Origin of the sequence: Streptomyces sp. NPDC013455 (assembly GCF_040632975.1) — a bacterium.
GTDB lineage: Bacteria > Actinomycetota > Actinomycetes > Streptomycetales > Streptomycetaceae > Streptomyces.
Genome location: NZ_JBEYCX010000015.1, coordinates 1 through 26,772, shown reverse-complemented (window position 1 = coordinate 26,772; position 26,772 = coordinate 1). Strand labels below are relative to the sequence as shown.

Here is a 26,772-nt window from a genome sequence, read left to right as displayed (position 1 = left end):
TCGCACGGCCCCCGCCCCTTCGGGGCGCCTCACGGCGCCGTCAGCGGCCCGTACGCCCCCGGCGCCCGGTCGCGGTAGAACTGCCAGCGGTCGCGGACCTCGCGCAGCGTGGCCAGGTCCAGGTCGCGGACGACGAGTTCGGTCTCCTTGTCGCTCGCGACCTCGCCGACGAACCGGGCCTGCGGGTCCACGAAGTACGTGGTGCCGTAGAAGTCGTTGTCGCCGAGGTCCTCCACGCCGACCCGGTTGATCGCGCCGACGAAGTACTCGTTGGCCACGGCCGCCGCCGGCTGCTCCAGCTGCCACAGGTAGCGGGAGAGGCCGCGCGAGGTGGCCGAGGGGTTGAAGACGATCTCGGCACCGGCGAGGCCCAGAGCCCGCCAGCCCTCCGGGAAGTGGCGGTCGTAGCAGATGTAGACGGCGATCCGGCCGGCGGCCGTGTCGAAGACGGGCCAGCCGCTGTTGCCCGGCCGGAAGTAGAACTTCTCCCAGAAGCCCTTCACCTGGGGGAGGTGGGTCTTGCGGTACTTGCCGAGGTAGGAGCCGTCCGCGTCGATCACCGCCGCGGTGTTGTAGAGCACGCCCGGCTGTTCCTCCTCGTACATGGGCAGGACGAGGACGAGGCCCAGTTCCCGGGCGAGCGACTGGAAGCGCCGCACGGTGGGGCCCTCGGGGATCCGTTCGGCGTACTCGTAGAACGCCTCGTCCTGCACCTGGCAGAAGTAGGGGCCGTAGAACAGCTCCTGGAAGCACAGGACCTCGGCGCCCTGGGCGGCTGCGTCGCGGGCCGCCTGCTCGTGCACCCGGATCATGGATTCCTTGTCGCCGGTCCAGGCGGTCTGGAAGAGGGCGGCGCGGATCACTCGGCTCATCGGGACCTCCGGTAGCTCGGTGTGCGGTGAGCCTAGGGAGCGCGGGGAGCCGGCTGGACGGGCAGCGTGTCACGTCCGCGGGTGGTCGGCGTGCCACCGTGTCACGCGTGCCCGGTTCCATGTTTCACCGCCGTTGTCGCAGGTCTTCGCATGTTTCACTCCTGTTGCGCGTCGTGGGCGAGGAGCGCGATGTGCACGGAGGCCGCCTGTTCGAAGTCGTCGAGATCGACTCCGAGGCGGGACTGTATGGCCTCCAGCCGGCGGTAGAGGGCGGGCCGGGAGACGTGGTGGAGCCGGGCGGTGCGGGACTTGTTGCGGCCGGTCGCGAGGTAGGTCCGCAGGACGTCGAGCAGCTCCGGTGCGGCGTCGCACAGCAGCCCGTCCAGCTCCCGCTCGGCGAAGGACTGCACGTGCGGGTCGTCGCGCAGCAGGCGGACCAGCCCGCGCAGGTGGACGTCCCTGAGGCGGACGACGGCCGGCGGGTCCGGCGCGGCGGCGGAGTCGGCGACCGCGTCGGCGACGTGCCGGGCCTCGCGCAGCCCGGCGGGCACGTCGTCCCAGGCGGTGCGCGCGCCGGCGGCGGCGACCACCGCGTTCGCCGCGCCCGTCTCGGTCCGCAGCCGGGCCGCGAAGCGCGCGGTGAGCGCCTCGGCCCGCTGGTCGCGGGCGAGGCTGAGCAGGACGGCGGTGGAGCCGTCGGCCAGCTCGGCGACGAGCCCGGGCAGGCCCAGCAGCCGCAGCAGCCGGTCGACCCGGCCCGGGTCCGCTCCGGGTACGACGAGCGGGACGAAGATCCGCCGGTTGACCGGGAGTCCGGCCGCCCTTGCCCGTGGCAGCAGCTGCCGGGCCGGTACGACCCCGGAGACCAGGTCGGCCAGCAGGCTCCGCGCGGACTGCTCCTCCCAGCCGTGCGCCGAGGCGCCGCCCAGCATCCGGTGCAGGACCAGGGCCTCGGCGGCCCGGTCGGCGAGCAGCCGCCCGGTGGCCGGTTCGCCCCGGTGGCCGCACAGCAGCAGCCGGCCCCACAGCTCCCCGCGGCCGCCCAGCTCGGCGTGGATCCAGCCGTCGCCGGCGGCGCCGCCCGCCTGCCGGGCGATCCGGTCCCAGTCGCGCAGCACGTCGTCCACGGCCGCCCGCTCCCCCGCCGTGCCGAGCACCCGGTGGGCGAGGTTGGTGACGACGACCGGGCAGCCGCTGTACCGGGCGATCTCGTCGAGCAGCCGCTGGAGCGGGGCACCGGAGGTGATCAGCCCGGTGAGGGCGGTCCGTACCGTCTCCGACAGGCTGATCGCGGCGAACTTGCGCCGTACCAGCCGGGACTGGACCTCCTCCGTCAGCTCGGCGAACGGCAACGGCCGGTGCAGCACGACCATGGGCAGTCCGCACCGCTCGGCGGTCCGGCGCATCACCTCGGGCGGCGTGGGGAAGGCCCGCCCGAGGCCGAGGACGACGGCGGCCGCCTCGGCCCGGTGCAGGGACCCGATGTACTCGGCCTGCCGGGCCTCGTCCCCGGCGAGCAGCACGCCGGTGGTGAGGACCATCTCGCCGCCGCTGAGCATCACGCCGACGTCGGCGGCCTCGGCGACGTGCACCCAGCGCACCGGCCGGTCGAGCTGGCCGCTGCCCGCGACCACCTCGGGCTCACCGGCGAGGACCCGCTCCAGGGTCAGCACCTGGCGTACGGAGAGGGTGGTTCCGAGCGGCTGCCGGCCGGTGTGCCGGGACTCCGGGAGGGTGGTCATGGGCGTACACCTGTCTCTCTCGTCCGTACTCCCCGACGGCGTGCCGTGGGTGGCTCAGGCGTTGCCGCAGGTGCTCCGCAGCGCGCGTTCGAGGATTGCCGCGCCCTCCTCGGCCTCGGCGACGGTGAGCGACAGCGGCGGGGCGATCCGCAGGACGCTGGTGGCGTGCCCGCCGCCCTTGCCGATGAGCAGCCCGCCCTCCCGTGCCGCCTCCAGCACGGTGGCGGCGGCCCGCGGGTCGGCCTCGTCCGTGCCCGACTTCACCAGCTCGACACCGATCATCAGTCCGCGGCCGCGGACCTCGCGGACCCCGGGCAACTGGGCGGCGACCGCCCGCAGCCGCTCGATGAGCAGCCCGCCGACGCGACGGGCGTTGCCCTGGAGGTCGTGTTCGAGGAGGTAGGTGAGGTTGGCGAGGCCCGCGGCCATGGTGAGCTGGGTGCCGCCGAAGGTCGAGATGCTGTTGGCGTCCAGGCAGTTCATGATCTCGGCGCGGGCGATGACCCCGCCGATGGACATGCCGTTGCCGATGCCCTTGGCGAAGGTGACGATGTCGGGCGGGCCGCTGCGGGCGTGCGCCTGCCAGCCCCAGAAGTGCTCGCCGGTGCGGCCCCAGCCGGTCTGCACCTCGTCCGCGATCCACAGGATCCCGTGCGCGTTCAGCACCTCGCGGAAGGCCGCGTACAGTCCGTCGGGCGGGGAGGTGAACCCGCCGACGCCCTGGACGGGTTCGGCGATCAGCGCGGCGGGCGGCCGGGTGTGGCCGAGGATGTCCTCCAGGTCGGCGACACAGGCGTCGATGAAGGCGCGGTCGTCGAGGCCGGCGTAGGGCCCGCGGGTGCGCACGGCGCCGTGGACGTACAGGGTCTGGAGCGGCGAGAGCGAGGTCGGGGACCAGCCGCGGTTGCCGGTGACGCCGACCGTGCTGAAGGACCGGCCGTGGTAGCTGTTGCGCATGGCCAGGACGGTGTTGCTGCGCCGGTGGGTGGTGGCGAGCAGCAGGGCGGTGTCGTTGGCCTCGGTCCCGGAGGTGGTGAAGAACACCCGGGCGTCCGGGATGGCGCTCAACCGTGCGATGCGTTCGGCGAGTTCCACCATCGGCCGGTTGAGGTAGAGGGTGGAGGAGTGGATGATCCGGCCGGCCTGCTCGCTGACCGCCTTGGTCACCTCGGGCAGCGCGTGCGCGGTCATGGTCGTCAGGATGCCGCCGAAGAAGTCGAGGTACCTGCGGCCGGCGGCGTCCCAGACGTGGCGTCCGTCGCCGTGGGTGATCTCGATCGGGTCGTCGTAGTACAGGGCGAGCCAGTCGGGCATGACCCGGCGGTGGCGGGAGTACAGGTCGTTCACGGCTGCACCAGCCCTTCGTAGGCGTCGGGGCGGCGGTCGCGGTAGAAGGCCCACTGCTGCCGCACTTCCTCGATGAGGTCGAAGTCCAGGTCGCGGACGAGGAGTTCCTCGGTCGTGTCACTGGCCGGCTCGCCCACGAACCGCCCGCGGGGGTCCACGAAGTACGACGTCCCGTAGAAGTCGTTGTCGCCGTACTCCTCCTGGCCGACCCGGTTGATGGCGGCGACGAAGTACTCGTTGGCGACGGCCGCGGCGGGCTGCTCCAGCTGCCACAGGTAGGCGGACAGCCCCCGGTGGGTGGCCGACGGGTTGTAGACCAGCTGGGCGCCGTTGAGCCCGAGTTGACGCCAGCCCTCGGGGAAGTGCCGGTCGTAGCAGATGTAGACGCCGACCTTGCCGACGGCCGTGTCGAAGACGGGCCAGCCCAGGTTGCCCGGCTTGAAGTAGTACTTCTCCCAGAAGCCCTTGACCTGCGGGATGTGGTGCTTGCGGTACTTGCCGAGGCAAGTGCCGTCGGCGTCGATCACCGCCGCGGTGTTGTAGTAGAAACCGGACCGCTCGACCTCGAATACCGGTACGACGATCACCATGCCGGTCTCGCGCGCGAGGTCCCGCATCCGGCGGACGGTGGGCCCGTCGGGCACCGGCTCGGCCCAGCGGTAGTGCTCCGGCTCCTGGACCTGGCAGAAGTAGGGCGCGTTGAAGACTTCCTGGAATCCGATGATCCGTGCGCCCCGGCGGGCCGCCTCCCGGGCGTGCTCCTCGTGTTTCGCCACCATGGTCTCGGTGTCGCCGGTCCAGGTGGCCTGGACCAGAGCGGCGCGGACGACGTTGGCCATGAGCTGCTCCTTCGACACGACGTCAGAGCCTCTACGCCCGTAGAGCAAGGCTGTAGAGGGTCGAAGGTAAGCCTCCGCGAGGCCCTTGCCAAGACCATCGTCGGCAACCCGCTGAGTCGATGGCGTTTCACACTCCTGTGGGTGAGCCGGAGCGCCGGCCGGGGGAACGGACCGGGGCACACCGGGACACTGCGGGCCGCCGGCGGTCACATGGTGTACCCGGCGACGCGCAGGGCGTGCACGAGGTCCCAGTGCCGTTCGTCGGAGACGCCGCGCGCCGCTTCCAGCAGCAGGGGCACCAGGCGCCCGGGTCCGGCGGCGGCACACCGGGCGGCCTCCTCGGGGACGCGGACGCGCACGTAGGCGCCCAGCAGGGCCCGCACCTCCCGGTGCCGCCCCTCGCCGTCCAGTCGCAGCACGGCCGCCCCGATCTGGTCGGCGGGCCGGGCCACGCCCTGCCGCAGCATCTGCCGGCCGTCGCCCTCCCGGCCGGCCGCGGCGAGCGCGTCGGCGGCGGCGACCAGCCGTTCGGCGGGCAGCGCCGCGGCCTCCCACAGCAGCGTGGCCCAGTCGGCCGCCAGGCCGGCCCGGTGCAGCGCGTCCGCGAGCAGCGGCAGCCGGCCGGGCGGCCACCGCGTCGCCTCGACCAGCAGCACGTGCGCCTCCCCGCTGCGCCCTTCGGCCCGCAGCCGGGCCAGCCGCGAGACGGCTTCCCCGACCGCCGCGCCGGCGTCCTCGTCCACGGCGGCGGCCTGCACGGCCGCCCCGGCCGGCGTCACCGGTTCACCGGCCTCCCCGGCACCGGCGAACCGGGCCCCGCGCGGCGCGCGGCGCCCGTCCACGGCGGCGGGCGGCGGGGGCTCACGCGGTACGACGACCGGGGCGGCACCCTCGTCCTCCGCCATCCCGGCGAACCGCGCACTGCCCCGGCGACGCCTGCGGGCCTTGGCACCCGGCCCACCGGAGCCGCTCACCCCGGCCCGCACCCCGCCACCGGCCCCCGCCCCGGCACCCCCCTGGCCGTACCCGACACGCCCACCCCGCTCCCCCGCGCCGTACCCGACACCCTCGGCCCGCTCCCCGTACCCGGCACCCTCGGCCCGCTCCCCCGCGCCGTACCCGACACCCTCGGCCCGCTCCCCGTACCCGGCACCCTCGCCCCGCTCCACCTCGCCGTACCCGGCGCCCCCGCCCCGCTCCCCCTCCGTGCGCACGTCCCCGCCGCCCCCCACGCCGGCGGGCCCGTGGGTGTGCGCGCCCTCCGCGCCGGGGGCAGCCCGGCCTCCGGTCGCCGCTCTGCGGTCCAACTCGGCGATGCGTGTGCGGAGTTCGGCGCAGCGGGCGGTGGCGCGGTCGTGGTCGTCCCGGGCCCAGGCGAGGTCGAGACGGAGGGCCTCGGCCTCCTCCCCGGTGGCCGGCGCGGACAGCAGGCGACTCAGTCCGGCCTGCCGTTCCGCCGCGTACCGGCGCTCGCGGAGCATGACGTCGAGCCGGTCGACCAGGGCGTCCCGGGCGCCGGGCCGGGCGTCGTACGCGGTGAGCGCGGCGGTGTGCAGGGCGCGGGCCCTGTCCCGCTCGGCCGCCGCGGCGGCGGGCCCGTACGCCGCGCCCAGGTCCCGCAGCAGCGCCTCCACGACGTCCCACGGGGGCACCTCGCGGCCGTCCAGGCAGGCCCGCATCCCCTCGGGGTCCCGCTGCCAGAAGACCCCGCTCCAGCCGCCACGCGGATCGAGGCGCGCCAGGAGGCCGTCCAGGTAGCTCGCGAACTCCCGCATCCGCACGGGGAGTTGTTCCACCGCCATCGTCCAGCTCCCACCCGACCGCCAGCCCTGTGTCCGGTAGGCAACACCAGCTGTGTTACGGGCCTGCTACGGAGAGTTTTCCGGCAGTGCGCGGACGGCTCATCGCGGGGTCCGGGCCGGTGCGCGCTCCACCCGCGGCACGTCTCAGGCGGCCACCAGGGCGCACCGGGCGACGAGGTCGTCCAGCGACAGGCCGAGGGTGCCCGCCAGCGCGGCCACGGTGAAGAACGCGGGCGTGGGCGCCCGCCCCGTCTCGATCTTGCGGAGCGTCTCGGCCGAGACGCCCGCCGCCGCGGCGACCTCGGTCATGCTCCGGCCGCCGCGCGCCTCGCGCAGCAGCCGGCCGAGCCGCTCGCCGCGTTCGCGCTCTTCGGGGGTGAGGGGGGTTCGCACCATGCCCCCATTCTGCCCGCCCCGCACTCCAATTAATAGCCGGTATAGTAATTGGCATGGTGGAACTGAAGACGGAAACGTCCATCGACGCGATGCACGCGGCCGGCCGCGTCGTGGGCCGGGCCCTGACGGCCGTACGGGAGGCCGCCCGCGTCGGCGTCTCCCTGCTGGAGCTGGACGAGGTGGCCCGGAAGGTGCTGCGCGCGGCGGGCGCGTCCTCGCCGTTCCTCGGCTACCGGCCCTCCTTCGCCCCGACTCCCTTCCCGGCGGTGATCTGCACGTCGGTGAACGACGCGATCGTGCACGGCGTCCCCACCCGGTACCGCCTGCGCGACGGCGACCTGCTCTCCGTCGACTGCGGCGCGGTGCTGGACGGCTGGGCCGGCGACTCGGCGATCAGCTTCGTGGTGGGGCGCCCCCGACCGGCGGACCTCCGGCTGGTCGAGACCGCCGAGCGGGCGCTGGCGGCGGGCATCGGCGCGGCCGTGGCCGGCAACCGCATCGGCGACATCGCCCACGCCGTCGGCCGGGTCTGCCGCGAGGCCGGCTACGGCATCCCGCAGGGCTTCGGCGGCCACGGCGTGGGCCGCCGTATGCACGAGGACCCCGAGGTGCCCAACGAGGGCCGTCCCGGCCGCGGCCTCCCGCTGCGCCCCGGCATGGTCCTCGCCATCGAGCCCATGCTGACCGCCGGCGGCGGGGACGCCTACCACACGGCGGCCGACGGCTGGACCCTGCGCACGAGCGACGGCTCCCGGGCGGCCCACGCGGAGCACACCGTGGCGGTCACGGAGCACGGCCCCCGCATCCTCACGGCGCGCGACACCCCCTGAGGGCCCACCCCGCCCGCACCCGCGCGACCTGCGCAAGCACCCCTTCACATGGGCGTTCCTGCACATGCCCTTCGCACAAGCTCGTGTCATCGTGGGCATGGACAACCCGCACCCGGGTTACCCGGCCGCTCCGCATGTCGCCAGCGAAGGAACGGAACGCCATGACCAACGGCTACCCTCCTGACCCCTTCGGTGAATTCCTGGCCCGCTTCTTCGGCGGAACCGTCGGCGGAGCACAGGGACGCCGCCACATCGACATCGGCCGCCTGCTCAGCCAGCCGGCCCGGGAGCTGGTCAGAGGAGCCGCCCAGTACGCCGCCGAGCACGGCAGCCGCGACCTGGACACCCAGCACCTGCTGCGCGCGGCCGTGTCGACGGAGCCCACCCGGAGCCTGCTGAGCCGGGCGGGCGCGGACCCGGACTCACTCGCGACGGAGATCGACGACCGGGCGGGCCCGGTCCAGCATCCGCCGGGCGAGGCACCGCCGCCGACCTCGCTGTCGCTGACCCCCGCCGTCAAGCGGGCCCTGCTGGACGCGCACGACATGGCCCGGGCCAGCGGCGCCGGGTACATCGGGCCGGAGCACGTGCTCAGCGCGCTGGCCGCGAATCCGGACTCGGCCGCCGGGCACATCCTGCACGCGGCCCGCTTCTCGGCGGGCGCGCTGCCGCCCGAGGCGCCGGAGACCACTCAGCCCCGCCCGGAGCGGCAGCGGCCCACCGGTACCCCGACCCTGGACAAGTACGGCCGTGACCTGACCGACCTGGCCCGGCAGGGCCGGATCGACCCGGTCATCGGCCGGGAAACGGAGATCGAGCAGACCATCGAGGTGCTGTCCCGGCGCGGCAAGAACAACCCGGTGCTCATCGGGGACGCGGGGGTCGGCAAGACGGCCATCGTGGAGGGGCTCGCCCAGCGCATCGCGGACGGGGACGTGCCGGACGTCCTGGCGGGCCGCAGGGTCGTGTCCCTGGACCTCACCGGGGTGGTGGCCGGCACCCGCTACCGCGGTGACTTCGAGGAGCGCCTGAACAACATCGTCGAGGAGATCCGCGCCCACTCCGACCGGCTGATCGTGTTCATCGACGAGCTGCACACCGTCGTCGGCGCGGGCTCGGGTGGCGAGGGCGGCGCGATGGACGCCGGGAACATCCTCAAGCCCGCCCTCGCCCGGGGCGAGCTGCACATCGTGGGCGCGACCACCCTGGAGGAGTACCGCCGCATCGAGAAGGACGCGGCGCTGGCCCGCCGTTTCCAGCCGATCCTGGTACCGGAGCCGACCATCGGGGACACGATCGAGATCCTGCGCGGGCTGCGCGACCGGTACGAAGCCCACCACCAGGTCCAGTACACCGACGAGGCGCTGGTCGCCGCCGTCGAGCTGTCGGACCGGTACCTCACCGACCGGCGGCTGCCGGACAAGGCGATCGACCTGATCGACCAGGCCGGCGCGCGGGTCCGGCTCGGTGCCCGGACCAAGGGCACGGACGTGCGCGCGATGGAACGCGAGGTCGAGCAACTGGTCCGGGACAAGGACCAGGCGGTCGCGGACGAGGACTACGACAAGGCCAAGGAGCTGCGCGACCGGATCGGCGAACTGAAGGAGCGGATCGCCCGGGCCAGTGACGACGACAAGGCCGACGAGGGGCAGCTGGAGGTGACGGCCGAGGCCATCGCCGAGGTGGTGTCGCGGCAGACCGGCATCCCGGTCAGCCGGCTGACCCAGGAGGAGAAGGAACGGCTGCTCGGCCTGGAGGAACACCTGCACCAGCGGGTGGTCGGCCAGGAGGAGGCGGTCGCCGTGGTGTCCGAGGCGGTCCTGCGGTCCCGGGCCGGGCTGGCGAGCCCCGACCGGCCGATCGGCAGCTTCCTCTTCCTCGGCCCGACCGGCGTCGGCAAGACCGAGCTGGCCCGGGCGCTCGCGGAGGCACTGTTCAGCAGCGAGGACCGGATGGTCCGGCTCGACATGAGCGAGTACCAGGAGCGGCACACCGTCTCCCGCCTGGTGGGCGCCCCGCCCGGGTACGTCGGCCACGAGGAGGCCGGGCAGCTCACCGAGGTGGTGCGCAGGCACCCGTACTCGCTGCTCCTGCTGGACGAGGTCGAGAAGGCGCACCCGGACGTCTTCAACATCCTGCTCCAGGTACTGGACGACGGCCGGCTCACCGACTCCCAGGGCCGGACGGTGGACTTCACCAACACGGTCATCGTGATGACGAGCAACCTGGGCTCCGAGGCGATCACCCGGGGCGGCGCCGGGATCGGGTTCGGCCCGGGGGGCGCGGAGGCCGACGAGGAGGCGCGGCGCGAGCGGATCCTCAGGCCGCTGCGCGAACACTTCCGGCCGGAGTTCCTCAACCGCATCGACGAGATCGTGGTCTTCCGCCAGCTGACGAGCGAGCAGCTGCGCCGGATCACCGACCTGTTGCTGGAGAACACCCGGCGGCTGCTGGACGGGCAGGGCGTCGCGGTGGAGTTCACGAGCGCCGCCGTCGACTGGCTCGCCCAGCGCGGCTACCAGCCGGAGTACGGCGCCCGGCCGCTGCGCCGCACCATCCAGCGCGAGGTGGACAACCAGCTCTCCCGGCTGCTGCTGAACGGCACGGTCGCCGAGGGCGGCCGGGTCACGGTGGACGTCACGGACGGGCGGCTGGACTTCCGCCCCGCGGAAACCCGGCCACCCGCACCGGAGCTGTGAGACCGGCGGGCGACCGGATCCCCCTTCTTTCACGGGCCCGCAGTCGTGAAACGGGCGGGCGGCCGGACTCCCTCACGGGAACCCGGCCGCACGCACCCGAGCCGCGTGAGCCGCGGTCGTCACGGCGCCGGGTTCACCACCATCGCCGAGCCGCCGCCGCGCCGTGTCTTCTCGGCGGCGGCCAGCCACTTCCCGCCCGGCAGCCGCTGCACGCCGGTCGCCGCCCCGATCTCCGGGTTCTGCTTGAAGCTGTGCCCCAGTGCCTCCAGCCGCGCCCTCAGCTCGCCGTTGTACAGAGCCGGTTCGAGTTCGGTCTGGGCCGCGTTGCGCTGGCTGGCGCGCGGTGCGGCGATGGCGTCGACCAGCGGCAGTTTCCGGTCCAGGAACCCGGTGAGCGTCTGCAGCACGGTGGTGATGATGGTCGCGCCACCGGGTGAACCGACGGCGACCACGGGCCGGCCGTGCCGGTCCAGGACGATCGTCGGCGAGATCGAGGAGCGCGGACGCTTGCCCGGACCCGGCAGGTTCGGGTCGTGCACGGCCGGGTTGGCGGGGGCGAAGGAGAAGTCGGTCAGCTCGTTGTTGAGCAGGAAGCCCCGGCCGGGCACGGTGATGCCGCTGCCGCCGGTCTGCTCGATGGTGAGCGTGTAGGCGACGACGTTGCCCCACTTGTCGGCCACGGTGAGGTGGGTGGTGTTCTCGCCCTCGTAGGTCGTGGGGGCCGCCGTACCGCCCTGGCCGCAGGCCGCCGGGTGGCGCGGGTCGCCGGGCGCCAGCGGGCTGCCGAGCACCGCGTCGTCCTTGATCAGGCAGGCCCGCGAGTCGGCGTACCGCTGGGACAGCAGCTGCTTGGCCGGTACGTCCTCGAAGGCGGGGTCGCCGACCCAGCGGCCCCGGTCGGCGAAGGCGATCCGGCTCGCCTCGATGAAGCGGTGCAGGTACTGCGCCTGGCCGGCCTTGGACAGGTCCGTGTTCTCCAGGATGTTGAGGGCCTCGCCGACCGTCGTGCCGCCCGAGGAGGACGGCGCGACGGAGTACACGTCCAGACCGCGGTACGAGGTCCTGGTGGGGGCCTGGAGCTTGGCCCGGTAGACGGCGAGGTCCTTCTCGGCCAGCTTGCCGGGACGGGCGTTCCAGCCGGACGCGGGGTCCACCGGCGGGTGTTCGACCGTCTCGACGATGTCGTCGCCGATGTCGCCGCGGTAGACCGCGCCGACGCCCTCGCGGCCCAGCTCCCGGTAGGTGCGGGCCAGTTCGGGGTTCTTGAACGTGGAGCCGACGACGGGCAGCTCGCCGCCCGGCAGGAACAGCTCGACGGTGTCCGGGAAGTAGCGGAAGCGGGTCTCGTTGGCCGCGGTCTGCGCGCGGAAGGTGTCGTCCACGGTGAAGCCGTCGCGGGCGATCCGCTCGGCGGGCTTCAGGACCGTGCCGAGCTTCTTGCTGCCCCACTCGTCCAGCGCCTTCTGCCAGGTGGCGGGCGTACCCGGCGTGCCGACGCCCAGGCCGCTGCTGACGGCGTCGGCGAAGGCCAGCGGCTTGCCGTTCTCCGTGAACAGGTCCTCGCCGGCGCTGAGCGGCGCGGTCTCGCGGCCGTCGATCGTGTGGACCGTACGGGTCCGGGCGTCGTAGTAGACGAAGTAGCCGCCCCCGCCGATGCCGGCGGAGTAGGGCTCGGTGACGCCGAGCGCGGCGGCGGTGGCGACGGCCGCGTCGACGGCGTTGCCGCCGTGCTGCAGCACCTCGATGCCGGCGGCGGAGGCGTCCGCGTCGACGCTGGCGACGGCGCCGCCGTAGCCGACGGCCACGGGAACCTTGCCGGGCGTCTTGTCCGTTGTCGTGGCGGGTGGCGCCGCGGCCCCCACCGACACCACGGCGGCCGAGACCGCCAGGACCGACAGTTTCCGTGTACCAGGACGACCCATCCGTACCTCCCGTCGGGACAGCCCGCGCAGCGTAACCGCGGGGCGGGTACTACCGACAGTACGCCTGGGGCCCGAGCCCGTCGCCCGGGCCCGCTACCATGCGCGGCCATGAACGACGACGTGCGCAACATCGTCCTGGGGGTCATAGCGGCCGCCGTCTCGGCCGCGTTGGGCTGGCTGTCCCGGACGTACCTGTGGAAGCGCCGGCTGCGGCGCAGGCAGGCGTTCTTCGGGCTGCCGGACCACTCGGAGTCGCTGCTGGTGGTCAACCGGAACGCGGGCGGACCGGAGCTGTCGGTGATGCGGCACGACGTGTTCGCCCTGCTGGAGTTGTCCGCCCTCATCAAGGACTGCAACGCGCACGCTCAGGTGGTGGCTCACGACGCCGCCCGGCAGGGTTTCGGCGAGCGCACGGAGTTCTGCCTCGGCGGCCCCGTGTCCAATCGCCGGATGGAGGCCCATCTCTCCTCCTTGCTGCCGGGTGTGCGCGTCAACGTGGCGGCCGCGCCGGACGATCCGGCAGCCGGGGCCTTCCGGATCGGCGGGGAGGACTACCGCATGGACGGCGGCCGGAGCGAGTACGTGCTGCTCGCCCGGCTCACCGCGGGCGGCAGGCACGACACCCGTCCGGTGTTCCTCTTCTGCGGTCAGCGCGCCATCACCAACCAGGCGGCGACCCGCTATCTGGCCCGCGAGCACGAGCGGTTGGCCCGCAAGTACGGCACCGGTTCCTTCGTCCTGCTGCTGAAGGTGGTCAACTCGCAGGCGTACGGGCCCGATGTGGTGGAGCTGGTCGCGGATGTGACGCGGGCGGCGCGGACGCCGCTGCCGGAGCCCGCCGCCGTCACCGAGTGACAGGTCAACAACCTTTATCGGTATGTAACTTACCGACGGGTTACTTACGGTAAGCCCACGAGGTTACCGTCGGGTCACTTTGCACTGACACGAGTGAGGGAGTGACCCATGCTTCAAGAGGGCGTCGTGAAGCGCCACCGGACGGGGTGGTCGCGGGCGGCGGGCGGCCGCGGTCGCACCGCCCTGCGCACCGCGGCCGCGGGGGCCGTGTCGGCGGCGCTGGTCGCGGGAACCGTCGTCGGCCTGGCACCGGCGGCCGAGGCCGCCCCGGCCATCCGCTTCGTGGACATCGCCGGCGACGGCGGCACCGTACTGAAGGCCAACGTCCTCACGCCCGCGGGCGCCGACGGCTCGCACGACTACCCGCTCATCGTGCTGCCCACGAGCTGGGGCCTGCCCCAGGTGGAGTACCTGGCCCAGGCGCAGAAGCTCGCCGACTCCGGCTACGTGGTGCTCGCCTACAACGTACGCGGCTTCTGGCAGTCCGGCGGCCGGATAGAAGTGGCCGGTCCGCCCGACATAGCGGACGCCTCCAAGGTCATCGACTGGGCCCTCGCCCACACCCCGGCCGACCCACGGCACATCGGCATGGCGGGGGTGTCGTACGGCGCCGGGATCAGCCTGCTCACCGCCGCCCACGACAAACGCGTCAAGGCCGTGGCCGCGCTCAGCGGCTGGGCCGACCTGATCGACTCGATCTACTCCGGCCGCACCCAGCACCTGCAGGCGGCGGCCGTGCTGGACGGCGCGGCCACGCTCACCGGCCGCGAGAGCCCCGAGCTGCGCGAGATCTTCGACAACCTCTACGCCTCGGACCTGACCACGGAGCAGCAGATGATCGACTGGGGGCGGAAGCGTTCCGCCGCCACCTATGTCGACCAGCTGAACCGGAACAACCCCGCCGTCATGCTCGCCAACGCCTGGGGGGACACCGTCTTCCCGGCCAACCAGTACGCCTCCTTCTACGAGAAGCTGACCGTCCCCAAGCGGCTCCAGCTGCGCCCCGGCGACCACGCGACCCCGGAGCTGACCGGCCTGTTCGGGCTGCCCAACGACGTGTGGACGGACACCGGACGCTGGTTCGACCACTACCTCAAGGGCGCCGACAACGGCGTCGACGCGGAGCAGCCGGTCCGGCTGAAGTCCCGTGGCGCGGGGGGATACGAGGGCTACCCGGACTGGAAGTCGGTCACCGCGACCCGCAAGAAGATCGCGCTCGCCGGTTCGGCCACCATCCACGCCAACGTCGACTCCGGCGCGGACGGCGGGATCGTCTTCCTCTCCAGCATCCTGGACCAGGTCGCGCAGTTGCCGCCGCTCGCCTCGATGCCGCTGCTGCCGCGCCGCTGGGCGGCGGTGTGGCAGTCGGAGCGGTACGGCAGCGCCCAGCGGGTGCGCGGCACCACGACCCTGCACACCACGCTCACCCCGACCGACGAGAGCGGCACCCTCATCGCCCACCTGTACGACGTCGGGCCGCTCGGCATCGGCAAGCTGGTCACCCACGCGCCCTACACCTGGCACGGACGGACGCCCGGCGAACCGTTCGACGTCGACCTGGACCTGTTCTCCACGGCCTACGACGTGCCCGCCGGGCACCGCCTCGCGCTGGTGGTCGACACGGTCGACCCGCTCTACGCCGAGCACAACCCGTCCGGCGCGCAGCTGACCTTCTCTTCGCCCGGGGACGACCCGTCGTACGTGTCCGTCCCACTCGGCGAGGAGTGATCTCCGGCTGCCGCCGGACGAGCATGGCCCGTGTCAACTGCCGCCCCCCTCGAGCTCTCGGGGCCATGGGGGGCTCCCCACCTGGCAGCAGCGCCCCAGGGCCGGCCGTGGCGACCGCCACGGCCGGCCCTGGGGCTGCGCTGCTCACGGCGGGACACCCGGCCGGCGCACCACGAGAGCAGCCACATCCCGGTGCGGATCGGCGAGATCACCATCACCACGGGGATGAACGGCAAATCGTAGTCGAGGTCGGCGGCGAGAGGTTTCCCGGCATGGGGCAACTCCTCGCGGGTGAGAGGGAAAGTCGGGTCGTGGTGCCGCAACCTCTGTGTGTTGCAGGGTAGTTGACGGACGCCACGCACCCTTCGGGCGATGGTCGTATCCATGTCACGCGGGTGGGGCCCGGCAGGGCGGCCGGTCAGTCCTCGGCGATCTCCGCGTACAGCTGGGACAGCTCGGGGACGCCGCTCACGGCCCACTCCTGCCCGGCCGGCACCACCTCGGCCACCCGGCCGGAGGCGAGCCGTACGACGGGCTCGCCGTCGGAGCGGATCTGCCAGACGGCGCCGGGCACGGTGCGCACCACGACCGTGCCCAGGTACAGCCCGGCGTCGTGGCCCAGCCAGGGCAGCGTCTCGGCGTCGTCCCGCCAGCGCGGCACCATCTGGTCCAGGGCCTCCAGGGAGGCCGGGGTGTCGTCGAGGCGGACCCCGGCGCGGGCCGCCTGCGAGCGGAGCAGCTCGCACTCGGACAGCAGCGCGGCGACCGCCTCGGGGTCGGCGGGAGGCGCCGGGTCACCGTTCTTCTTGTGCCGGGGGCCCAGGAACGGAAGGTGCATGGACCCAGCGTGGCATCACACGTCCAGGTCGACCACCACCGGCGCGTGGTCGGAGGCACCCTTGCCCTTGCGTTCCTCGCGGTCGACGTAGGCGTCTTTGACGGCCTCGGCGAACGGCGCGTTGCCGTACACCAGGTCGATGCGCATGCCCCGGTTCTTCGGGAAGCAGAGCTGGCGGTAGTCCCAGTAGGTGAAGGGGCGGTCGTACTTCAGCGGGCGCGGCACGACGTCGTTCAGGCCCGCCGCGCGCAGCTCGGCCAGGGCGGTGCGCTCGGCCGGGGTGACGTGGGTGGAGCCCGCGAACGCGGCCGGGTCGAAGACGTCGTCGTCCGTCGGCGCGACGTTGTAGTCGCCCAGCACGGCGAACGGGCGGTTGCCCTGCGCGTCGCCCTGCACGGCCGCCTTCAGGGCCTCGAACCACTGGAGCTTGTACGCGTAGTGCGGGTGGTCGACCTCGCGGCCGTTCGGCACGTACACCGACCAGACGCGGACCGGGCCGCAGGTCGCCGAGATGGCGCGCGGCTCGGTCACGCCGTCGTAGCCGGGGTCGCCGGGCAGGCCCTTGACGACGTCCTCCAGGCCGACACGGGAGAGCACCGCCACGCCGTTCCACCGGCCGGTCGCGTGGACCGCCGCCTCGTAACCCAGCTCGCGCAGCTGGTCGAACGGGAACTGCTCCTCGGCGATCTTGGCCTCCTGGAGGCAGAGCACGTCGGTGCCGCTGCTCTCCAGCCAGGCCAGCAGCCGGGGAAGGCGGGCGGTGATCGAGTTCACGTTCCAGGTAGCGATGCGCATGCCTCACAACCTACCCGGAGCCTGTGACAGCGGGCTCAGACGTCCGCCGACGCCCCCGGCACCAGCCGCTGGTGGTCGGTGCCGCCCAGACGGCCGAGGTGGCCGTCGTAGATGGGGCGGGCGAGGTCCGTGAGCAGGGCGTCGTGGACGTCGTACGCGCGCCGCGGCTTCACCTCGCGGACGTACTCGATCACCTCGGCGATCTTGTTCCAGGGTGCCATCACCGGGACCAGCAGCGTCTCCACCGCGTGGTCCGGGACGGTGAGGGCGTCGCCGGGGTGGAAGACCTTCCCGCCGTCGACCAGGTAGCCGACGTTGGTGACGCGCGGGATGTCCGGGTGGATCACCGCGTGCAGCTCGCCGTGGACCTGCACCTCGAAACCGGCGGCGGTGAAGGTGTCGCCGTGGCCGACGGTGTGCACGCGGCCCGGGAAGGCCGCCGCGATCCGGTCGGCGACCGCCTTCAGGGTCCAGATCTCGGCGGCCGGGTCGGCCTCCAGCGCGGCCCGCAGCCGGCCCTCGTCGAAGTGGTCGGGGTGCTCGTGCGTGACCAGGATCGCGTCCGCGCCGACCGCCGCGTCCTCCTCGGAGAACCCGCCCGGGTCGATGACGAGCGTCCGCCCCTCCTTGTCGAGCCGGACACAGGCGTGGGACTTCTTCGTGAGCTTCATGGCTCCCCATCCTGCCGCGCACGGCCGCCCGCGCGGCACTACTCCGCGGGTGTGGTCTCCTCCCGGATGACCTGCTGGGCCACCCGGAACGCGCTGCCTGCGGCCGGGAGTCCGCAGTAGACGGCCGCCTGGAGCAGCACTTCCTTGATCTCGTCCGGGGTCAGCCCGTTGCGCAGGGCCGCCCGGGTGTGCAACGCCAGCTCCTCCGGGTGGCCGCCCACCACCAGCGCGGTCAGCGTGATGCAGCTGCGGGTACGGCGGTCCAGGCCGGGCCGGTTCCAGATCTCGCCCCAGGTGTAGCGGGTGAGGAACTCCTGGAAGTCCCCGGAGAACGCGTCGGCCTGCGCCAGCGCCCGGTCCACGTGCGCGTCGCCGAGGACCTCGCGGCGGATCTTCAGCCCCGCCTCGTACCGGTCGGTCGGCCCGGCGGGCTCGGCGGGTGCGGCCGCCGGGGCGATCTCGGCGACCGGCGCGGCCTGCGGGGGCACCGGCTGGCCGGGCACGGCCTGGGGCGGCACCGCCTGCGGGGGCACCGCCTGCGGGGGCACCGCCTGCGGGGGCACCGCCTGGCCCGGCACGGCCTGCGGCGGCGCGGCCGCTGCCGGGACGGCCTGGGCGTTCGGCAGAACCGTCTGGCCCGTGTCGAAGGGCTGCTGCCAGGCGGTGGAGAAGTGGTGCACGAGCAGGTCGGTCACGGCGGCCGGCTGCTCGACCGGCACCAGGTGGGAGGCTCCGGGGACGACCGCGAGCCGGGCGTCCGGGATGCCGGCGACCAGGGTGCGGGCCTCGGCCGGGCCGGTGACCTGGTCGTCCGAGCCGACCAGCACCAGCGTGGGTACGCCGACCCGGCCCAGCTCGGACCGTACGTCGAACGCGGCGAGGGCTTCGCAGGCGGCGATGTAGCAGCCCGGGTCGGTGGTGCGGACCATCTGCACCGCCCACTCGGTGATCGCGGGCTGCGCGGCGGCGAACCCGCCGGTGAACCAGCGGTCGGGCGCGGTCCGGGCGATCGGCTCCAGCCCGTTGGTGCGGACGACCACTCCGCGCTGGCGGAACTCGTCGGCGGTGCCGAACCGGGGGGAGGCCGCGACCACGGCGAGCGAGGCGAGCCGCTCGGGGCGGCGCAGGGCCAGCTCGATGCCGATGGCGCCGCCCAGCGCGCAGCCCGCGTAGCCGAACCGCTGCACGCCGAGCGCGTCCAGGGTGGCCAGCAGACGCGTGGTCAGCTCGGCGACCGACACGGCGGGGTGGGCGGGTGCGCCGCCGTGGCCGGGCAGGTCGAAGCGGTAGACCCGCCACTGCTTGGCCAGCTCCGGCACCTGGCGGTCCCACATGTGCCAGGTGGTACCCAGCGAGGGTCCCAGGACCAGGACGGGAGCCCCTTCCGGTCCGTCAAAGCGGTATTGCAGGGTGTTCGACGGTGTCTCACTCACGCGTCAGACCTTCTCACGTATCACGGGCGCCTCAATAACGCGGGGGCGCGGGAAACGGGTCTGACCAGGTTGAAGACCTCGCGGGCGGCACACCGTTCGAGGCATCGGATGATGTCGCGCCGGGTCATGCTCCCTGGGTGCGGCGTTCGCGGTACGCCTGAGCACGCGGGTCGTGGCGCAGCCGGGTGAACACGATGCGGTGCAGGGCCGCATTCGCCCGCCGGTCGCCGCCGCAGTCGGGCCGGCGCGTGCTCCGCCGGCCCGACGCATCCTCGAAGGGCTGACTCCCCATAAGGCGGCGAAGGACGCCCCGGTGTTCAGCGGCGCCGAAACCCGGGCTGGTTCCCTTCCAGCTCCCGCGAGGACAGCTTGCGGGGGTGCGCGGCCCTCACCTGGCCTGACCGGCGGGACACGGGCCGGTCAGGCCAGGCGTGCTCCCGATACGTGCGAGCACGGCGACCACCCCGCCGGCCGGCCACGTGAAAGCTCGCCCCGAGATCCGGAGATCGCCCTTCTCTGAGGACACACTGTCCTAAAGGGCTCCTAGCGTGAAGGGCATGTCCCACGCACGGCCCCGCTCATCACCATCGATCCGGCTGGTCCGCGCAGCTGCGCTGCCCCACGACGGTGGCGACGTGATGGGCCGGGGCCGGCGGCCGGTCCTCCTGGTCGACATCCGCCTGGGCATCGCCGGGCTCCTCGCCTGTGCCGTGGTGGGTCAGCGAGTCGAGGCTAAGCGCGCCGCCCGGCTCGACGCCGTCGGCGTGGTGCCGGCGGCGGCCGGTCTGCCGGCGCGGCAGGCGCACGCTGCCGTGTACGCCGCCCGTGGGGACGGGGAGGTGGTGATGTTCGGCCGCGATTCTCGTAAGACCGCCGAGGTGGCCGGCCAGTGCGGTTTCGCCCTCCTCCACCGACACGGACGCCGCGTTCGAGGACGACTCGTTCGACCTTGTGGACATCTGCCTGCCGATTGCCCTGCACGCCGAGTTCGTGCTGCGTGCCCTTCAAGCGGGCAAGCATGTGCTGGTCGAGCTGCCACTGGCCGCCGGCATGGAGGACGCGAAGCGGGTCGCCGAGGCCGCCGCGCGCAGCGACAAGCACGTGTTCGTGGACATGTTCGAGCGGTTCATTCATCTCGCGGCCGCGGTCTCCGCCGAGTGTGAGGCGGATTTCGATCTCGGCATGCACGCCAACCTCGACACGACCCGCGCCCTGCTCGATGCCGCCCGCGGACGGCACACCGCCGGCAGGCCGGCACCCAGGGTGGTGTTCTCCAGCAGCCTCGCCGGCTACGGCCAACACCCCGACCAGCCGCCGAATGCGGTCGTCGACGAGTCCACCCTCCCCAGCCCGCGGTCGAGCTACGGAACACAGAAGCTCATGTGCGAGCAGCTGATCGCCGACTGCACCCGCCGCGGCTTCGTGGTGCATTTCTCGGAAGGCGTCAGGCAGGTACGGATCGGGCTCACCACGCCCTGTGTCCCATGGCGCGTCCGTCAGCCCTCCTGACTCCCGGCAGACGTGTCGGCGAACGAACGCGCGAGCTTCGGCTCAGCCGCGCCAGGTCCCGTTTCAGGCCATGGTCGGGGGAACCCGGAACGCCCCAGCCCCTGAGGGAGGCAGCCATGAACAGTTCCGGAGGAGAAAAGCGCGAGTCCGCGTCGCCTTTGGAGCGGGAGACGGACGAGCGGGACGTCCACCCGGAGGGGGAAGGACGCCCGGAACCCGGCACGTCCGGCGACGCCACCGACGAGGCTCTGAAGGAACGAGCGGAATTCGAGGAGGGCCGCGGCTGACACCCACGGAGAAGCAGCCAGCGCCCGTTTCCAAGGCCGACTACCAGCCGGTCGAACCGGCGGCCATCGAGGGCGCGTACCGCACCTGGTCCGCAGTCACCGATGTCCACCGGGCCGGGCTCGATCGAGCAGGGTGTCGAGCTGGGAACGGTCCAGGCGCTCGCCGGTGGCGCTGAGCCGCCGCAGGGTCTGGCAGCCGTGGCCGCCTTTCCCGCAGGGCTTCGAGATCGAGTACGGTGCCCAGCGGTAAGCGGCGTACCAGGTGACTTCGCCGTCCCGGCTTTTCGCCCGCCCAGCCCGCGCACACCGTGTGGCGGCGAACGGAACGTCGAGATCCCGCATGATGTCCAGCAGCGCTGTCCGATCCCGGACGATCTCGGCTGCCACGGGCTCGACCGCGCGGCCGACGGCAGCACCTCGGGCGGTGCGCACCAGCCTGATGGCGCGTCCGGTGCCCACGATCTGCACCCTTCTTCGCTTGCGGGCTTCAATCCGGGCCGCGGGGGAGGTAGTAGGTCTGCCTGAGGAACGCGGCCATGTCCTGCAGAGCCTGCCTGTATCCGGCTTTGTAGTGCTCGTCCACATCGGTCCGGCGGCCCTCGGCCTCCGCCCAGGAGTCGAGATGCAGTGCGATGCGCAGGTGGTTGCGGTACAAGGCGCCGTTCCTTCCGCCGAGAGCGGCCCGCGCACGCTGCTCGTCCCAATCCTCCAGGCCGTCGGTGTCGAAGGCGAGCAGTTCGTCGTCAGTCTGCGGCACCGTTTCCCTCCTCGGGTCGGTCTCCCATCGCCACGGGTACCGCGGTGGTTTCCCGGAATGTCCGAGTCGGCCAAGCCCGCCATGAACGGCCCGGCTGATCCCGTTCCGGTGACCCCGCTGACCGGAATGCGGAGCAATCCGCCTCAGCCGGTCGTAGCAGTCTCCCTCGTGGGCGGCTGAGCATGGCCGGCGTGCCGGCGTCGCCTTCCCTCGCGACCGAATCAGACAATATTCGCAAATAGGTGTGAATGACGTCTCAGCAGTCACTCGGGAACGGCAGGGTCCCATGACACATGTGGGGCCGCCGCGCACAGGAGGTTGCTGATGAGTGAGGCCATGCACAACGGGGGCGGAAGGCTGCAGCAGACCGGGGAGACGGCCATGGCCGAGGCGTCCGCGACGGCCGGTCAGACGAAGCAGGCCGCCGGGCAGGTAGCGGCCACGGCCGCGCAGCAGGCGAAGGAAGTCGCGGGAGAGGTACGGCAGCAGGCCGGTTCGGTCGTTCAGGATGTGCGCAGCCGCGCCATGGACGAAGCCGAGGGACAGATCCGGCGGGCCGCCGGAGTGCTGCGCCAGTGGGCACACGATCTGTCCGAGCTCGCGGAGCAGGCTCCGGGCGACTCGCCCGCCCGCAGCGTCGTTGCCCAGGTGGCCGACCGCGGGCACCGGGCCGCGGACTACGTGGACAAGCAGGGTGCCGAAGGCATCGTCGGCGACCTGCAGAGCTTCGCCCGTCGGCGCCCCGGACTGTTCCTGGGCGGAGCGCTGCTGGCCGGGCTCGCCGTGGGGCGTCTGGGGAAGGTGGCGGGCAAGGCCGCGCAGTCCGGCGACGGCGGGCAGGAGCCGTCGGCGCAAGCGGCGCAGCCGCAGTACTCGGTCGAGCCCGATATGCCGACTCCCCTGCCGGGTGCCGGCCAGTGGACGCCACCACAGCCGGTGGCACCACCGCCGGCTGCGTCATCGGTCCCACCGCCCGTGCCGCCCACCGGCCCGGCTCCCGGCGGCATGCCGGCGCCTCCGCATCCGGGGGTGTGAGGTGTCCTCGATCCGGCCGAACCAGGGCGACCCCCACGGCGCCGACGGTTCCGTGGGCGAGCTGCTGTCGCGGGTGACCTCCGACGTCCAGACCCTCTTCCGGCAGGAGGTCGAGCTGGCCAAGACCGAGGTGAGGCAGGAAGCGACGAAGGCCGGCAAGGCGGCCGGCATGTACGGCGGCGCCGGGTTCGCCGGCTACATGGTCCTGCTGTTCGCATCCCTGGCCGCCGTCCTGGGCCTGGCCAACGTGCTGGACGGCGGCTGGGCCGCACTGATCGTCGCCGCCGTGTGGGCCGTGGTGGCAGGCGTGCTGTACGCGCAGGGCCGCACGCGGATGCGTGCCGTCTCCCCCACACCCGAGCGAACCGTCGAAACGATGAAGGAGAACACGCGATGGGCACGTCACCCGACCAGATGAGGGCGGAAATAGACGCCACCCGCAACCGCCTGTCCGACGATGTGAACCGGCTGGCCGACCGCGCCAGCCCCCGCCACATGGTCCGCCGCCGCACCGACCGGGTGCGAGGCGGGGTCACCGGCCTCCGGCAGCGGATCATGGGCTCCGCCTCCGACACCGCGCACAGCCTCGCCGGCAGCGCCCAGTCGGCAGCAGGGTCCCTGCAGGAAGGCGCCGGACAGGCCGCCGGCACCGCCCGCGACACGGCCCAGCAGGCCGGTGAGACGGTCAGGCAGGCACCCGAACAGGCCATGCGGCAGACACAGGGGCATCCGCTGGCCGCCGGCCTGATCGCCTTCGGCACCGGCGTGCTGGCATCCTCCCTGCTGCCGACCTCGCAAAGCGAACAGCAGGCCGCCTCCGGTCTGCTCGAACAGGGCCAGGAAGCCCTCGAACCGGTGAAGCAGGCCGCGCTCGAGTCCGCGCAGCATGTCAAGGAAGGCGCCCGGGAGGCAGCACAGAGCGCGGCGGAAGAAGTGAAGGACGCCGCCGGCCAAGCCGCCCGCGCCACCCAGGACGAAGCCCGCGGTCAGGCCGGCACCGTAACCGACCAGGCCCGGGACTCCGCTCGGCACGTCACCGACTCAAGCCAACAGCGGTAAGCCCCTGATCAGCCTCCCCGGAGACGAAGCCGGGGAGGCCGGCCCTGGCCGCGGACGGCCAGGGAAACCACGCCTGACCATGCGCTGCACCCTGCGAACTCGGCGGCGTCACACCAGGGGGCACCCCGGCCGAGCAGCCGATGAGGTCCGGGGCCGAGCCGCTCACCAAAATGGCAATGGATACCATTTTCATGTAGCGTCTCTCCTCGTTCATCGACTCGCCCGACCCACCCCTGGAGGCTCCCCGTGGCCGTGCCCAAGCGGAAGATGTCCCGCAGCAACACCCGTCACCGCCGCGCCCAGTGGAAGGCCACGACGCCGCAGCTCGCGCCCGTCACCATCGACGGCGTCCCCTACCTGGTGCCGCAGCGGCTGGCCAAGGCGTACGAGCGCGGGCTGCTGCGCCCCGAAGGCTGAGCGTCATGGCGTACGACCGTCCCGGCCGGCTGCCGGTCACCGTCCTGTCCGGCTTCCTCGGCGCCGGCAAGACCACCCTCCTCAACCATGTCCTGGGCAACCGCGAGGGCCTGCGCGTCGCCGTCATCGTCAACGACATGAGCGAGATCAACGTCGACGCCGCCCTGGTGCGCGGCGGCGAGGCCGCCCTGTCGCGCACCGAGGAGCGGCTGGTCGAGATGACCAACGGCTGCATCTGCTGCACCCTGCGCGACGACCTTCTGGAGGAGGTCGACCGGCTGGCCCGGGAGGGCCGCTTCGACTACCTCCTCATCGAGTCGTCCGGCATCTCCGAACCCATGCCGGTGGCCGCCACCTTCGCCTTCGCCCGCGACGACGGAGCGACGCTGGACGACCTCGCCCGGCTGGACACCATGGTGACCGTCGTCGACGCCGCGCACTTCCTCACCGAGCTGGAAAGCGGGGACGAACTCGTCGAGCGCGGCCTGGAACAGTACGAGGACGACGAACGCACCGTCAGCGACCTGCTGGTGGACCAGATCGAGTTCGCCGACGTGATCGTGCTCAACAAGCTCGACCTCGTCGGCACGGAGGCCGCCGACGGGCTCCGCGCGACGCTCAGCCGCCTCAATCCGGCCGCCCGGATCGTCCCGGCCGTCCACGGCCGCGTGAAGGTCGACGACGTGCTGGGAACCCGGCTGTTCGACCTGGAACGCTCCCAGCAGGCCCCCGGCTGGGTCAGGGAACTCAACGGCGACCATGTGCCCGAGACGGAGGAGTACGGGATCTCGTCGACCGTGTTCCGCTCCGGAATCCCCTTCCACCCGGGCCGGTTGTGGACGTTCGTGACCGAAGACCTCGACGGCGGAGCCTACGGACGGGTCCTGCGGTCCAAGGGCTTCTTCACCCTGGCGAGCCGCCCGTACGTGACCGGCCTGTGGTCACAGGCCGGCTCCGTGGCCCGCTTCGAGCCCTCCGCCGCCCGTGACACCGAGAGTCCCCATGCGCAGGAACTGGTATTCATCGGCACGGACCTGCGCGCGGACGCGCTCGGAGCCGCGCTGACCGACTGCCTCGTGGCGGACGGCGAGATCCTGCCGCCCGTCGACCCGTTCCCCGCCTGGGACACCTACGGCATCGACGACACCTGCGAGCACGAGCACCCCGCACTCGTAGCCGGGCCCTGAAGACTCCGGGCCGGGCGGTGGTCGCAGCCACGGCACCACCCGGCCCGGTCGCGTGCCCCGCGAACCGGCTCACCGCGTCATTCCGGAAGAATGCGGAACTCGAAGACCGGACGGTCCCACGGCACGGCGGGCGGGTTGGCCAACGCGGTCCCGGTCCGCACCGCGCCGACGCGGTGGTAGAAGTCCGCGGCGGGAAGATGCGCCACGACCTTGAGACGGTCGAGCCCGGCGGCACGGGCCTCGGACTGCATGTGCGCCACGAGCAGCCGTCCAATGCCCCGCCCCTGCACCTCGTCGGCGACGAACAGCAGGTCGAGCTCCGGCGGAGCGAGGACGAGCGAGTAGAACCCGAGGACCCGGCCTGCGTGCTCGTCGGAACCGACGGCCACGAAGGCGCGGTGGGCCTCGATGTAATCAGGACCGACCCGGTAGCCCGCGACCGCGGATGCGTACTTGCCCTCATAGGCGCCCGAGCCACGCACGAGCCGCGTGAGCCGTCTGGCATCCCGCGCGACGGCCCTCCGTATCGTGATCGGCTGGCTGACCGGGGAGGTGCGTGAACTCATCGGGAGAGTATTTCGCACCGGGGAGCGCCTTCGTGCGGCGGTCGGCCGGTTCGTGCGCCGAGCGCGGTCGGCGAGCAGTCGCCGCTGCAGGCACCGGGCGAGGTTCCATCGCGCAGCCGACCGGCAGCTCCGCGTCCGGCGCGCGGCGCGCGGGCACGGGAAATCTGTCACGGCGAGCCCACATCTCCGTGCCCATCGAGGCCGCGTGCCGCGCCATCGCTTCCGCGGACCAGCTCGACGACGCCCTGTGCCCGACCGGAAAATACGTCGGGAGCCGGACGAGTACGGCGCACATACCTGGTCCCGCCACTACAGAATTACCCCCCGGCGCGGGAGGACAATTACCGGACGCCCCCGAAAACGCTTCACCGTTTCCGTCCGACCTGTGTTAACGTGATAGCAGTTGCAGTGGTTGCCAGAGATTTTTTCTTTGCAGAGCTTTCCGGATCCTTCCGGAGGGGTGATCATCGCGGCGACTCGGCTCCGCAGGGTGCGGAGACCGGCACTGCCCCTCAAGGGAGATTCAATATGGCATCTGGCACCGTGAAGTGGTTCAACGCGGAAAAGGGCTTCGGCTTCATCGAGCAGGAGGGCGGCGGCGCCGACGTGTTCGCCCACTACTCGAACATCATCAGCAACGGTGGCTTCCGCGAGCTTCAGGAGGGCCAGCAGGTCAGCTTCGACGTCACGCAGGGCCAGAAGGGCCCGCAGGCCGAGAACATCGTCGCCGCCTGACGCTGACGCGACATCGTCGCGAGCCAGCGGCTCGCGCATCATGTGGCTGGGGCCCGTGCTCTTGGGGTACGGGCCCCAGCTCATTTCTTTTCCCGTTTTCCCGTTTTCCCGTTTTCCCGTTTTCTCGTTTTCCCGGATTTCCCGGACAGCCGGTAGCCCCCGCCCCAGTGCCATGAGGCCCGGCTCTTTTTTCTTCGGCTCATTCTTGCGAATCTCGTGCGGCCATCACCGCTGGACGGAATTCCTCGATACGCCGCATCGAGGAAGGTTCTTCCATGAACCGCAGCCCCCGTCACACCGGCACCGCTTCCGGCAGCCGCTTCCGTACGCAGGGGACGGGCCGCCAGGGTCCCCGTACCGGGCGAAAGCCTGTCCAGGGCGCACGCCCCGCCGCGCGGCGGCAGGAGTTCGCGCCGCCGGTCACCCTGACCGAGCCGCTGCCCGCGGTGGA

General features: G+C 72.6%; 27 protein-coding genes and 2 pseudogenes. 12 read left to right on the top strand and 17 right to left on the bottom strand.

Translation table 11 applies throughout. The features are described 5' to 3' along the window. Window positions 1-29: 29 nt before the first annotated feature. The 6 genes from ABZ576_RS23310 to ABZ576_RS23285 all read right to left on the bottom strand — a co-directional run bounded on the left by ABZ576_RS23310 (window position 30) and on the right by ABZ576_RS23285 (window position 6,998). Window positions 30-872, bottom strand: a complete 843-nt coding sequence (locus ABZ576_RS23310; RefSeq protein ID WP_360743970.1) for a nitrilase-related carbon-nitrogen hydrolase — start codon at window positions 870-872, stop codon at window positions 30-32. Between the two features lie 155 nt (window positions 873-1,027). After that, on the bottom strand, window positions 1,028-2,614 hold the full coding sequence (locus tag ABZ576_RS23305; RefSeq protein ID WP_360743967.1) for a PucR family transcriptional regulator: 1,587 nt from the start codon (window positions 2,612-2,614) through the stop codon (window positions 1,028-1,030). A gap of 54 nt (window positions 2,615-2,668) precedes the next feature. Further along, a complete protein-coding gene (locus ABZ576_RS23300; RefSeq protein WP_360743964.1) occupies window positions 2,669-3,961 on the bottom strand; it encodes an aspartate aminotransferase family protein in 1,293 nt (430 codons plus the stop codon). After that, entirely contained in the window at window positions 3,958-4,800 is an 843-nt protein-coding gene (locus ABZ576_RS23295; protein ID WP_360743961.1) for a nitrilase-related carbon-nitrogen hydrolase, read from the bottom strand. Before ABZ576_RS23295 ends, ABZ576_RS23300 begins: the two co-directional genes overlap by 4 nt. A gap of 206 nt (window positions 4,801-5,006) precedes the next feature. Further along, on the bottom strand, window positions 5,007-6,602 hold the full coding sequence (locus tag ABZ576_RS23290) for a hypothetical protein (RefSeq protein ID WP_360743959.1): 1,596 nt from the start codon (window positions 6,600-6,602) through the stop codon (window positions 5,007-5,009). Window positions 6,603-6,746: 144 nt separating this feature from the next. Beyond that, entirely contained in the window at window positions 6,747-6,998 is a 252-nt protein-coding gene (locus ABZ576_RS23285; RefSeq protein ID WP_360743956.1) for a helix-turn-helix transcriptional regulator, read from the bottom strand. 53 nt (window positions 6,999-7,051) lie between these two features. On the opposite strand from ABZ576_RS23285, the gene map reads away from it, so the two are divergent. Beyond that, complete coding sequence (gene map, locus ABZ576_RS23280; RefSeq protein WP_360743953.1) at window positions 7,052-7,828, top strand: type I methionyl aminopeptidase; 777 nt, start codon at window positions 7,052-7,054, stop codon at window positions 7,826-7,828. Between the two features lie 161 nt (window positions 7,829-7,989). After that, window positions 7,990-10,527 (top strand): ATP-dependent Clp protease ATP-binding subunit, encoded by a 2,538-nt coding sequence (locus ABZ576_RS23275; RefSeq protein ID WP_360743950.1) that lies wholly within the window; start codon window positions 7,990-7,992, stop codon window positions 10,525-10,527. Window positions 10,528-10,646: 119 nt separating this feature from the next. Here the strand turns inward: ABZ576_RS23275 and ggt are convergent, their stop codons facing one another. Then, on the bottom strand, window positions 10,647-12,449 hold the full coding sequence (gene ggt, locus ABZ576_RS23270; protein ID WP_360743947.1) for a gamma-glutamyltransferase: 1,803 nt from the start codon (window positions 12,447-12,449) through the stop codon (window positions 10,647-10,649). A gap of 108 nt (window positions 12,450-12,557) precedes the next feature. On the opposite strand from ggt, the gene ABZ576_RS23265 reads away from it, so the two are divergent. Beyond that, complete coding sequence (locus tag ABZ576_RS23265) at window positions 12,558-13,304, top strand: hypothetical protein (protein ID WP_360743944.1); 747 nt, start codon at window positions 12,558-12,560, stop codon at window positions 13,302-13,304. A gap of 108 nt (window positions 13,305-13,412) precedes the next feature. Further along, window positions 13,413-15,032, top strand: a complete 1,620-nt coding sequence (locus ABZ576_RS23260) for a CocE/NonD family hydrolase (RefSeq protein WP_360743941.1) — start codon at window positions 13,413-13,415, stop codon at window positions 15,030-15,032. A gap of 79 nt (window positions 15,033-15,111) precedes the next feature. On the opposite strand, the pseudogene ABZ576_RS23255 reads toward ABZ576_RS23260, so the two are convergent. The 7 genes and pseudogenes from ABZ576_RS23255 to ABZ576_RS23225 all read right to left on the bottom strand — a co-directional run. Continuing rightward, window positions 15,112-15,334, bottom strand: a pseudogene (locus ABZ576_RS23255) (amino acid ABC transporter permease); the annotation flags it as partial. Between the two features lie 116 nt (window positions 15,335-15,450). Further along, window positions 15,451-15,870, bottom strand: coding sequence for a DUF6278 family protein (locus ABZ576_RS23250; protein ID WP_360743938.1), 420 nt, complete (start codon window positions 15,868-15,870; stop codon window positions 15,451-15,453). Window positions 15,871-15,885: 15 nt separating this feature from the next. After that, window positions 15,886-16,665 carry an exodeoxyribonuclease III gene (locus tag ABZ576_RS23245; RefSeq protein ID WP_360743935.1) on the bottom strand — a complete coding sequence of 260 codons (780 nt, stop codon included), beginning with the start codon at window positions 16,663-16,665 and terminating at the stop codon, window positions 15,886-15,888. A 35-nt stretch (window positions 16,666-16,700) separates the two neighbouring features. Further along, window positions 16,701-17,336, bottom strand: a complete 636-nt coding sequence (locus ABZ576_RS23240) for an MBL fold metallo-hydrolase (protein WP_360743932.1) — start codon at window positions 17,334-17,336, stop codon at window positions 16,701-16,703. 38 nt (window positions 17,337-17,374) lie between these two features. Beyond that, entirely contained in the window at window positions 17,375-18,769 is a 1,395-nt protein-coding gene (gene pcaC, locus ABZ576_RS23235) for a 4-carboxymuconolactone decarboxylase (RefSeq protein WP_360743929.1), read from the bottom strand. A gap of 124 nt (window positions 18,770-18,893) precedes the next feature. Beyond that, complete coding sequence (locus tag ABZ576_RS23230) at window positions 18,894-19,061, bottom strand: transposase (protein WP_360743926.1); 168 nt, start codon at window positions 19,059-19,061, stop codon at window positions 18,894-18,896. A 289-nt stretch (window positions 19,062-19,350) separates the two neighbouring features. Beyond that, window positions 19,351-19,728 carry a hypothetical protein gene (locus ABZ576_RS23225; protein WP_360743923.1) on the bottom strand — a complete coding sequence of 126 codons (378 nt, stop codon included), beginning with the start codon at window positions 19,726-19,728 and terminating at the stop codon, window positions 19,351-19,353. Here ABZ576_RS23225 and ABZ576_RS23220 point away from each other — a divergent pair. Beyond that, window positions 19,721-20,194, top strand: a pseudogene (locus ABZ576_RS23220) (Gfo/Idh/MocA family oxidoreductase); the annotation flags it as partial. The gene ABZ576_RS23225 and the pseudogene ABZ576_RS23220 overlap by 8 nt on opposite strands. A 200-nt stretch (window positions 20,195-20,394) precedes the next feature. Next, a complete protein-coding gene (locus ABZ576_RS23215; RefSeq protein WP_360743920.1) occupies window positions 20,395-20,565 on the top strand; it encodes a hypothetical protein in 171 nt (56 codons plus the stop codon). Between the two features lie 96 nt (window positions 20,566-20,661). On the opposite strand, the gene ABZ576_RS23210 is transcribed toward ABZ576_RS23215, so the two are convergent. Both ABZ576_RS23210 and ABZ576_RS23205 read right to left on the bottom strand, forming a co-directional pair. Next, the gene (locus tag ABZ576_RS23210; RefSeq protein WP_360743917.1) at window positions 20,662-21,024 is read right to left on the bottom strand and encodes a hypothetical protein; all 363 of its coding nucleotides are present in this window, start codon (window positions 21,022-21,024) and stop codon (window positions 20,662-20,664) included. Between the two features lie 28 nt (window positions 21,025-21,052). After that, window positions 21,053-21,322, bottom strand: coding sequence for a hypothetical protein (locus ABZ576_RS23205; protein ID WP_360743914.1), 270 nt, complete (start codon window positions 21,320-21,322; stop codon window positions 21,053-21,055). A gap of 381 nt (window positions 21,323-21,703) precedes the next feature. On the opposite strand from ABZ576_RS23205, the gene ABZ576_RS23200 reads away from it, so the two are divergent. The 5 genes from ABZ576_RS23200 to ABZ576_RS23180 all read left to right on the top strand — a co-directional run bounded on the left by ABZ576_RS23200 (window position 21,704) and on the right by ABZ576_RS23180 (window position 25,020). Then, a complete protein-coding gene (locus tag ABZ576_RS23200; protein WP_360743911.1) occupies window positions 21,704-22,357 on the top strand; it encodes a hypothetical protein in 654 nt (217 codons plus the stop codon). A 1-nt stretch (window position 22,358) separates the two neighbouring features. After that, complete coding sequence (locus ABZ576_RS23195; RefSeq protein ID WP_360743908.1) at window positions 22,359-22,775, top strand: phage holin family protein; 417 nt, start codon at window positions 22,359-22,361, stop codon at window positions 22,773-22,775. Beyond that, window positions 22,751-23,416 (top strand): DUF3618 domain-containing protein, encoded by a 666-nt coding sequence (locus ABZ576_RS23190; RefSeq protein WP_360743905.1) that lies wholly within the window; start codon window positions 22,751-22,753, stop codon window positions 23,414-23,416. Before ABZ576_RS23195 ends, ABZ576_RS23190 begins: the two co-directional genes overlap by 25 nt. A 246-nt stretch (window positions 23,417-23,662) precedes the next feature. Further along, window positions 23,663-23,833, top strand: a complete 171-nt coding sequence (gene rpmF, locus ABZ576_RS23185) for a 50S ribosomal protein L32 (protein ID WP_360743902.1) — start codon at window positions 23,663-23,665, stop codon at window positions 23,831-23,833. Between the two features lie 5 nt (window positions 23,834-23,838). After that, entirely contained in the window at window positions 23,839-25,020 is a 1,182-nt protein-coding gene (locus tag ABZ576_RS23180; RefSeq protein WP_360743899.1) for a GTP-binding protein, read from the top strand. Window positions 25,021-25,097: 77 nt separating this feature from the next. On the opposite strand, the gene ABZ576_RS23175 is transcribed toward ABZ576_RS23180, so the two are convergent. Beyond that, window positions 25,098-25,586 carry a GNAT family N-acetyltransferase gene (locus ABZ576_RS23175; protein WP_360743896.1) on the bottom strand — a complete coding sequence of 163 codons (489 nt, stop codon included), beginning with the start codon at window positions 25,584-25,586 and terminating at the stop codon, window positions 25,098-25,100. 528 nt (window positions 25,587-26,114) lie between these two features. Here ABZ576_RS23175 and ABZ576_RS23170 point away from each other — a divergent pair. Further along, on the top strand, window positions 26,115-26,321 hold the full coding sequence (locus ABZ576_RS23170) for a cold-shock protein (protein WP_360743893.1): 207 nt from the start codon (window positions 26,115-26,117) through the stop codon (window positions 26,319-26,321). Window positions 26,322-26,772 lie beyond the last annotated feature (451 nt).

Bases quoted from the DNA above. Each gene is read 5' to 3' on its own strand.
- ABZ576_RS23170 (WP_360743893.1), top strand. From the start codon at position 26,115: ATGGCATCTGGCACCGTGAAGTGGTTCAACGCGGAAAAGGGCTTCGGC.
- ABZ576_RS23180 (WP_360743899.1), top strand. From the start codon at position 23,839: ATGGCGTACGACCGTCCCGGCCGGCTGCCGGTCACCGTCCTGTCCGGC.
- ABZ576_RS23225 (WP_360743923.1), bottom strand. From the start codon at position 19,728: ATGTCCACAAGGTCGAACGAGTCGTCCTCGAACGCGGCGTCCGTGTCG.
- ABZ576_RS23175 (WP_360743896.1), bottom strand. From the start codon at position 25,586: ATGAGTTCACGCACCTCCCCGGTCAGCCAGCCGATCACGATACGGAGG.
- ABZ576_RS23305 (WP_360743967.1), bottom strand. From the start codon at position 2,614: ATGACCACCCTCCCGGAGTCCCGGCACACCGGCCGGCAGCCGCTCGGA.
- ABZ576_RS23240 (WP_360743932.1), bottom strand. From the start codon at position 17,336: ATGAAGCTCACGAAGAAGTCCCACGCCTGTGTCCGGCTCGACAAGGAG.
- ABZ576_RS23275 (WP_360743950.1), top strand. From the start codon at position 7,990: ATGACCAACGGCTACCCTCCTGACCCCTTCGGTGAATTCCTGGCCCGC.
- ABZ576_RS23295 (WP_360743961.1), bottom strand. From the start codon at position 4,800: ATGGCCAACGTCGTCCGCGCCGCTCTGGTCCAGGCCACCTGGACCGGC.
- ABZ576_RS23265 (WP_360743944.1), top strand. From the start codon at position 12,558: ATGAACGACGACGTGCGCAACATCGTCCTGGGGGTCATAGCGGCCGCC.
- ggt (WP_360743947.1), bottom strand. From the start codon at position 12,449: ATGGGTCGTCCTGGTACACGGAAACTGTCGGTCCTGGCGGTCTCGGCC.
- map (WP_360743953.1), top strand. From the start codon at position 7,052: ATGGTGGAACTGAAGACGGAAACGTCCATCGACGCGATGCACGCGGCC.
- ABZ576_RS23290 (WP_360743959.1), bottom strand. From the start codon at position 6,602: ATGGCGGTGGAACAACTCCCCGTGCGGATGCGGGAGTTCGCGAGCTAC.
- ABZ576_RS23285 (WP_360743956.1), bottom strand. From the start codon at position 6,998: ATGGTGCGAACCCCCCTCACCCCCGAAGAGCGCGAACGCGGCGAGCGG.
- ABZ576_RS23215 (WP_360743920.1), top strand. From the start codon at position 20,395: ATGAACAGTTCCGGAGGAGAAAAGCGCGAGTCCGCGTCGCCTTTGGAG.
- ABZ576_RS23190 (WP_360743905.1), top strand. From the start codon at position 22,751: ATGGGCACGTCACCCGACCAGATGAGGGCGGAAATAGACGCCACCCGC.
- ABZ576_RS23230 (WP_360743926.1), bottom strand. From the start codon at position 19,061: ATGGGGAGTCAGCCCTTCGAGGATGCGTCGGGCCGGCGGAGCACGCGC.
- ABZ576_RS23310 (WP_360743970.1), bottom strand. From the start codon at position 872: ATGAGCCGAGTGATCCGCGCCGCCCTCTTCCAGACCGCCTGGACCGGC.
- ABZ576_RS23260 (WP_360743941.1), top strand. From the start codon at position 13,413: ATGCTTCAAGAGGGCGTCGTGAAGCGCCACCGGACGGGGTGGTCGCGG.
- ABZ576_RS23250 (WP_360743938.1), bottom strand. From the start codon at position 15,870: ATGCACCTTCCGTTCCTGGGCCCCCGGCACAAGAAGAACGGTGACCCG.
- ABZ576_RS23200 (WP_360743911.1), top strand. From the start codon at position 21,704: ATGGCCGAGGCGTCCGCGACGGCCGGTCAGACGAAGCAGGCCGCCGGG.
- ABZ576_RS23245 (WP_360743935.1), bottom strand. From the start codon at position 16,665: ATGCGCATCGCTACCTGGAACGTGAACTCGATCACCGCCCGCCTTCCC.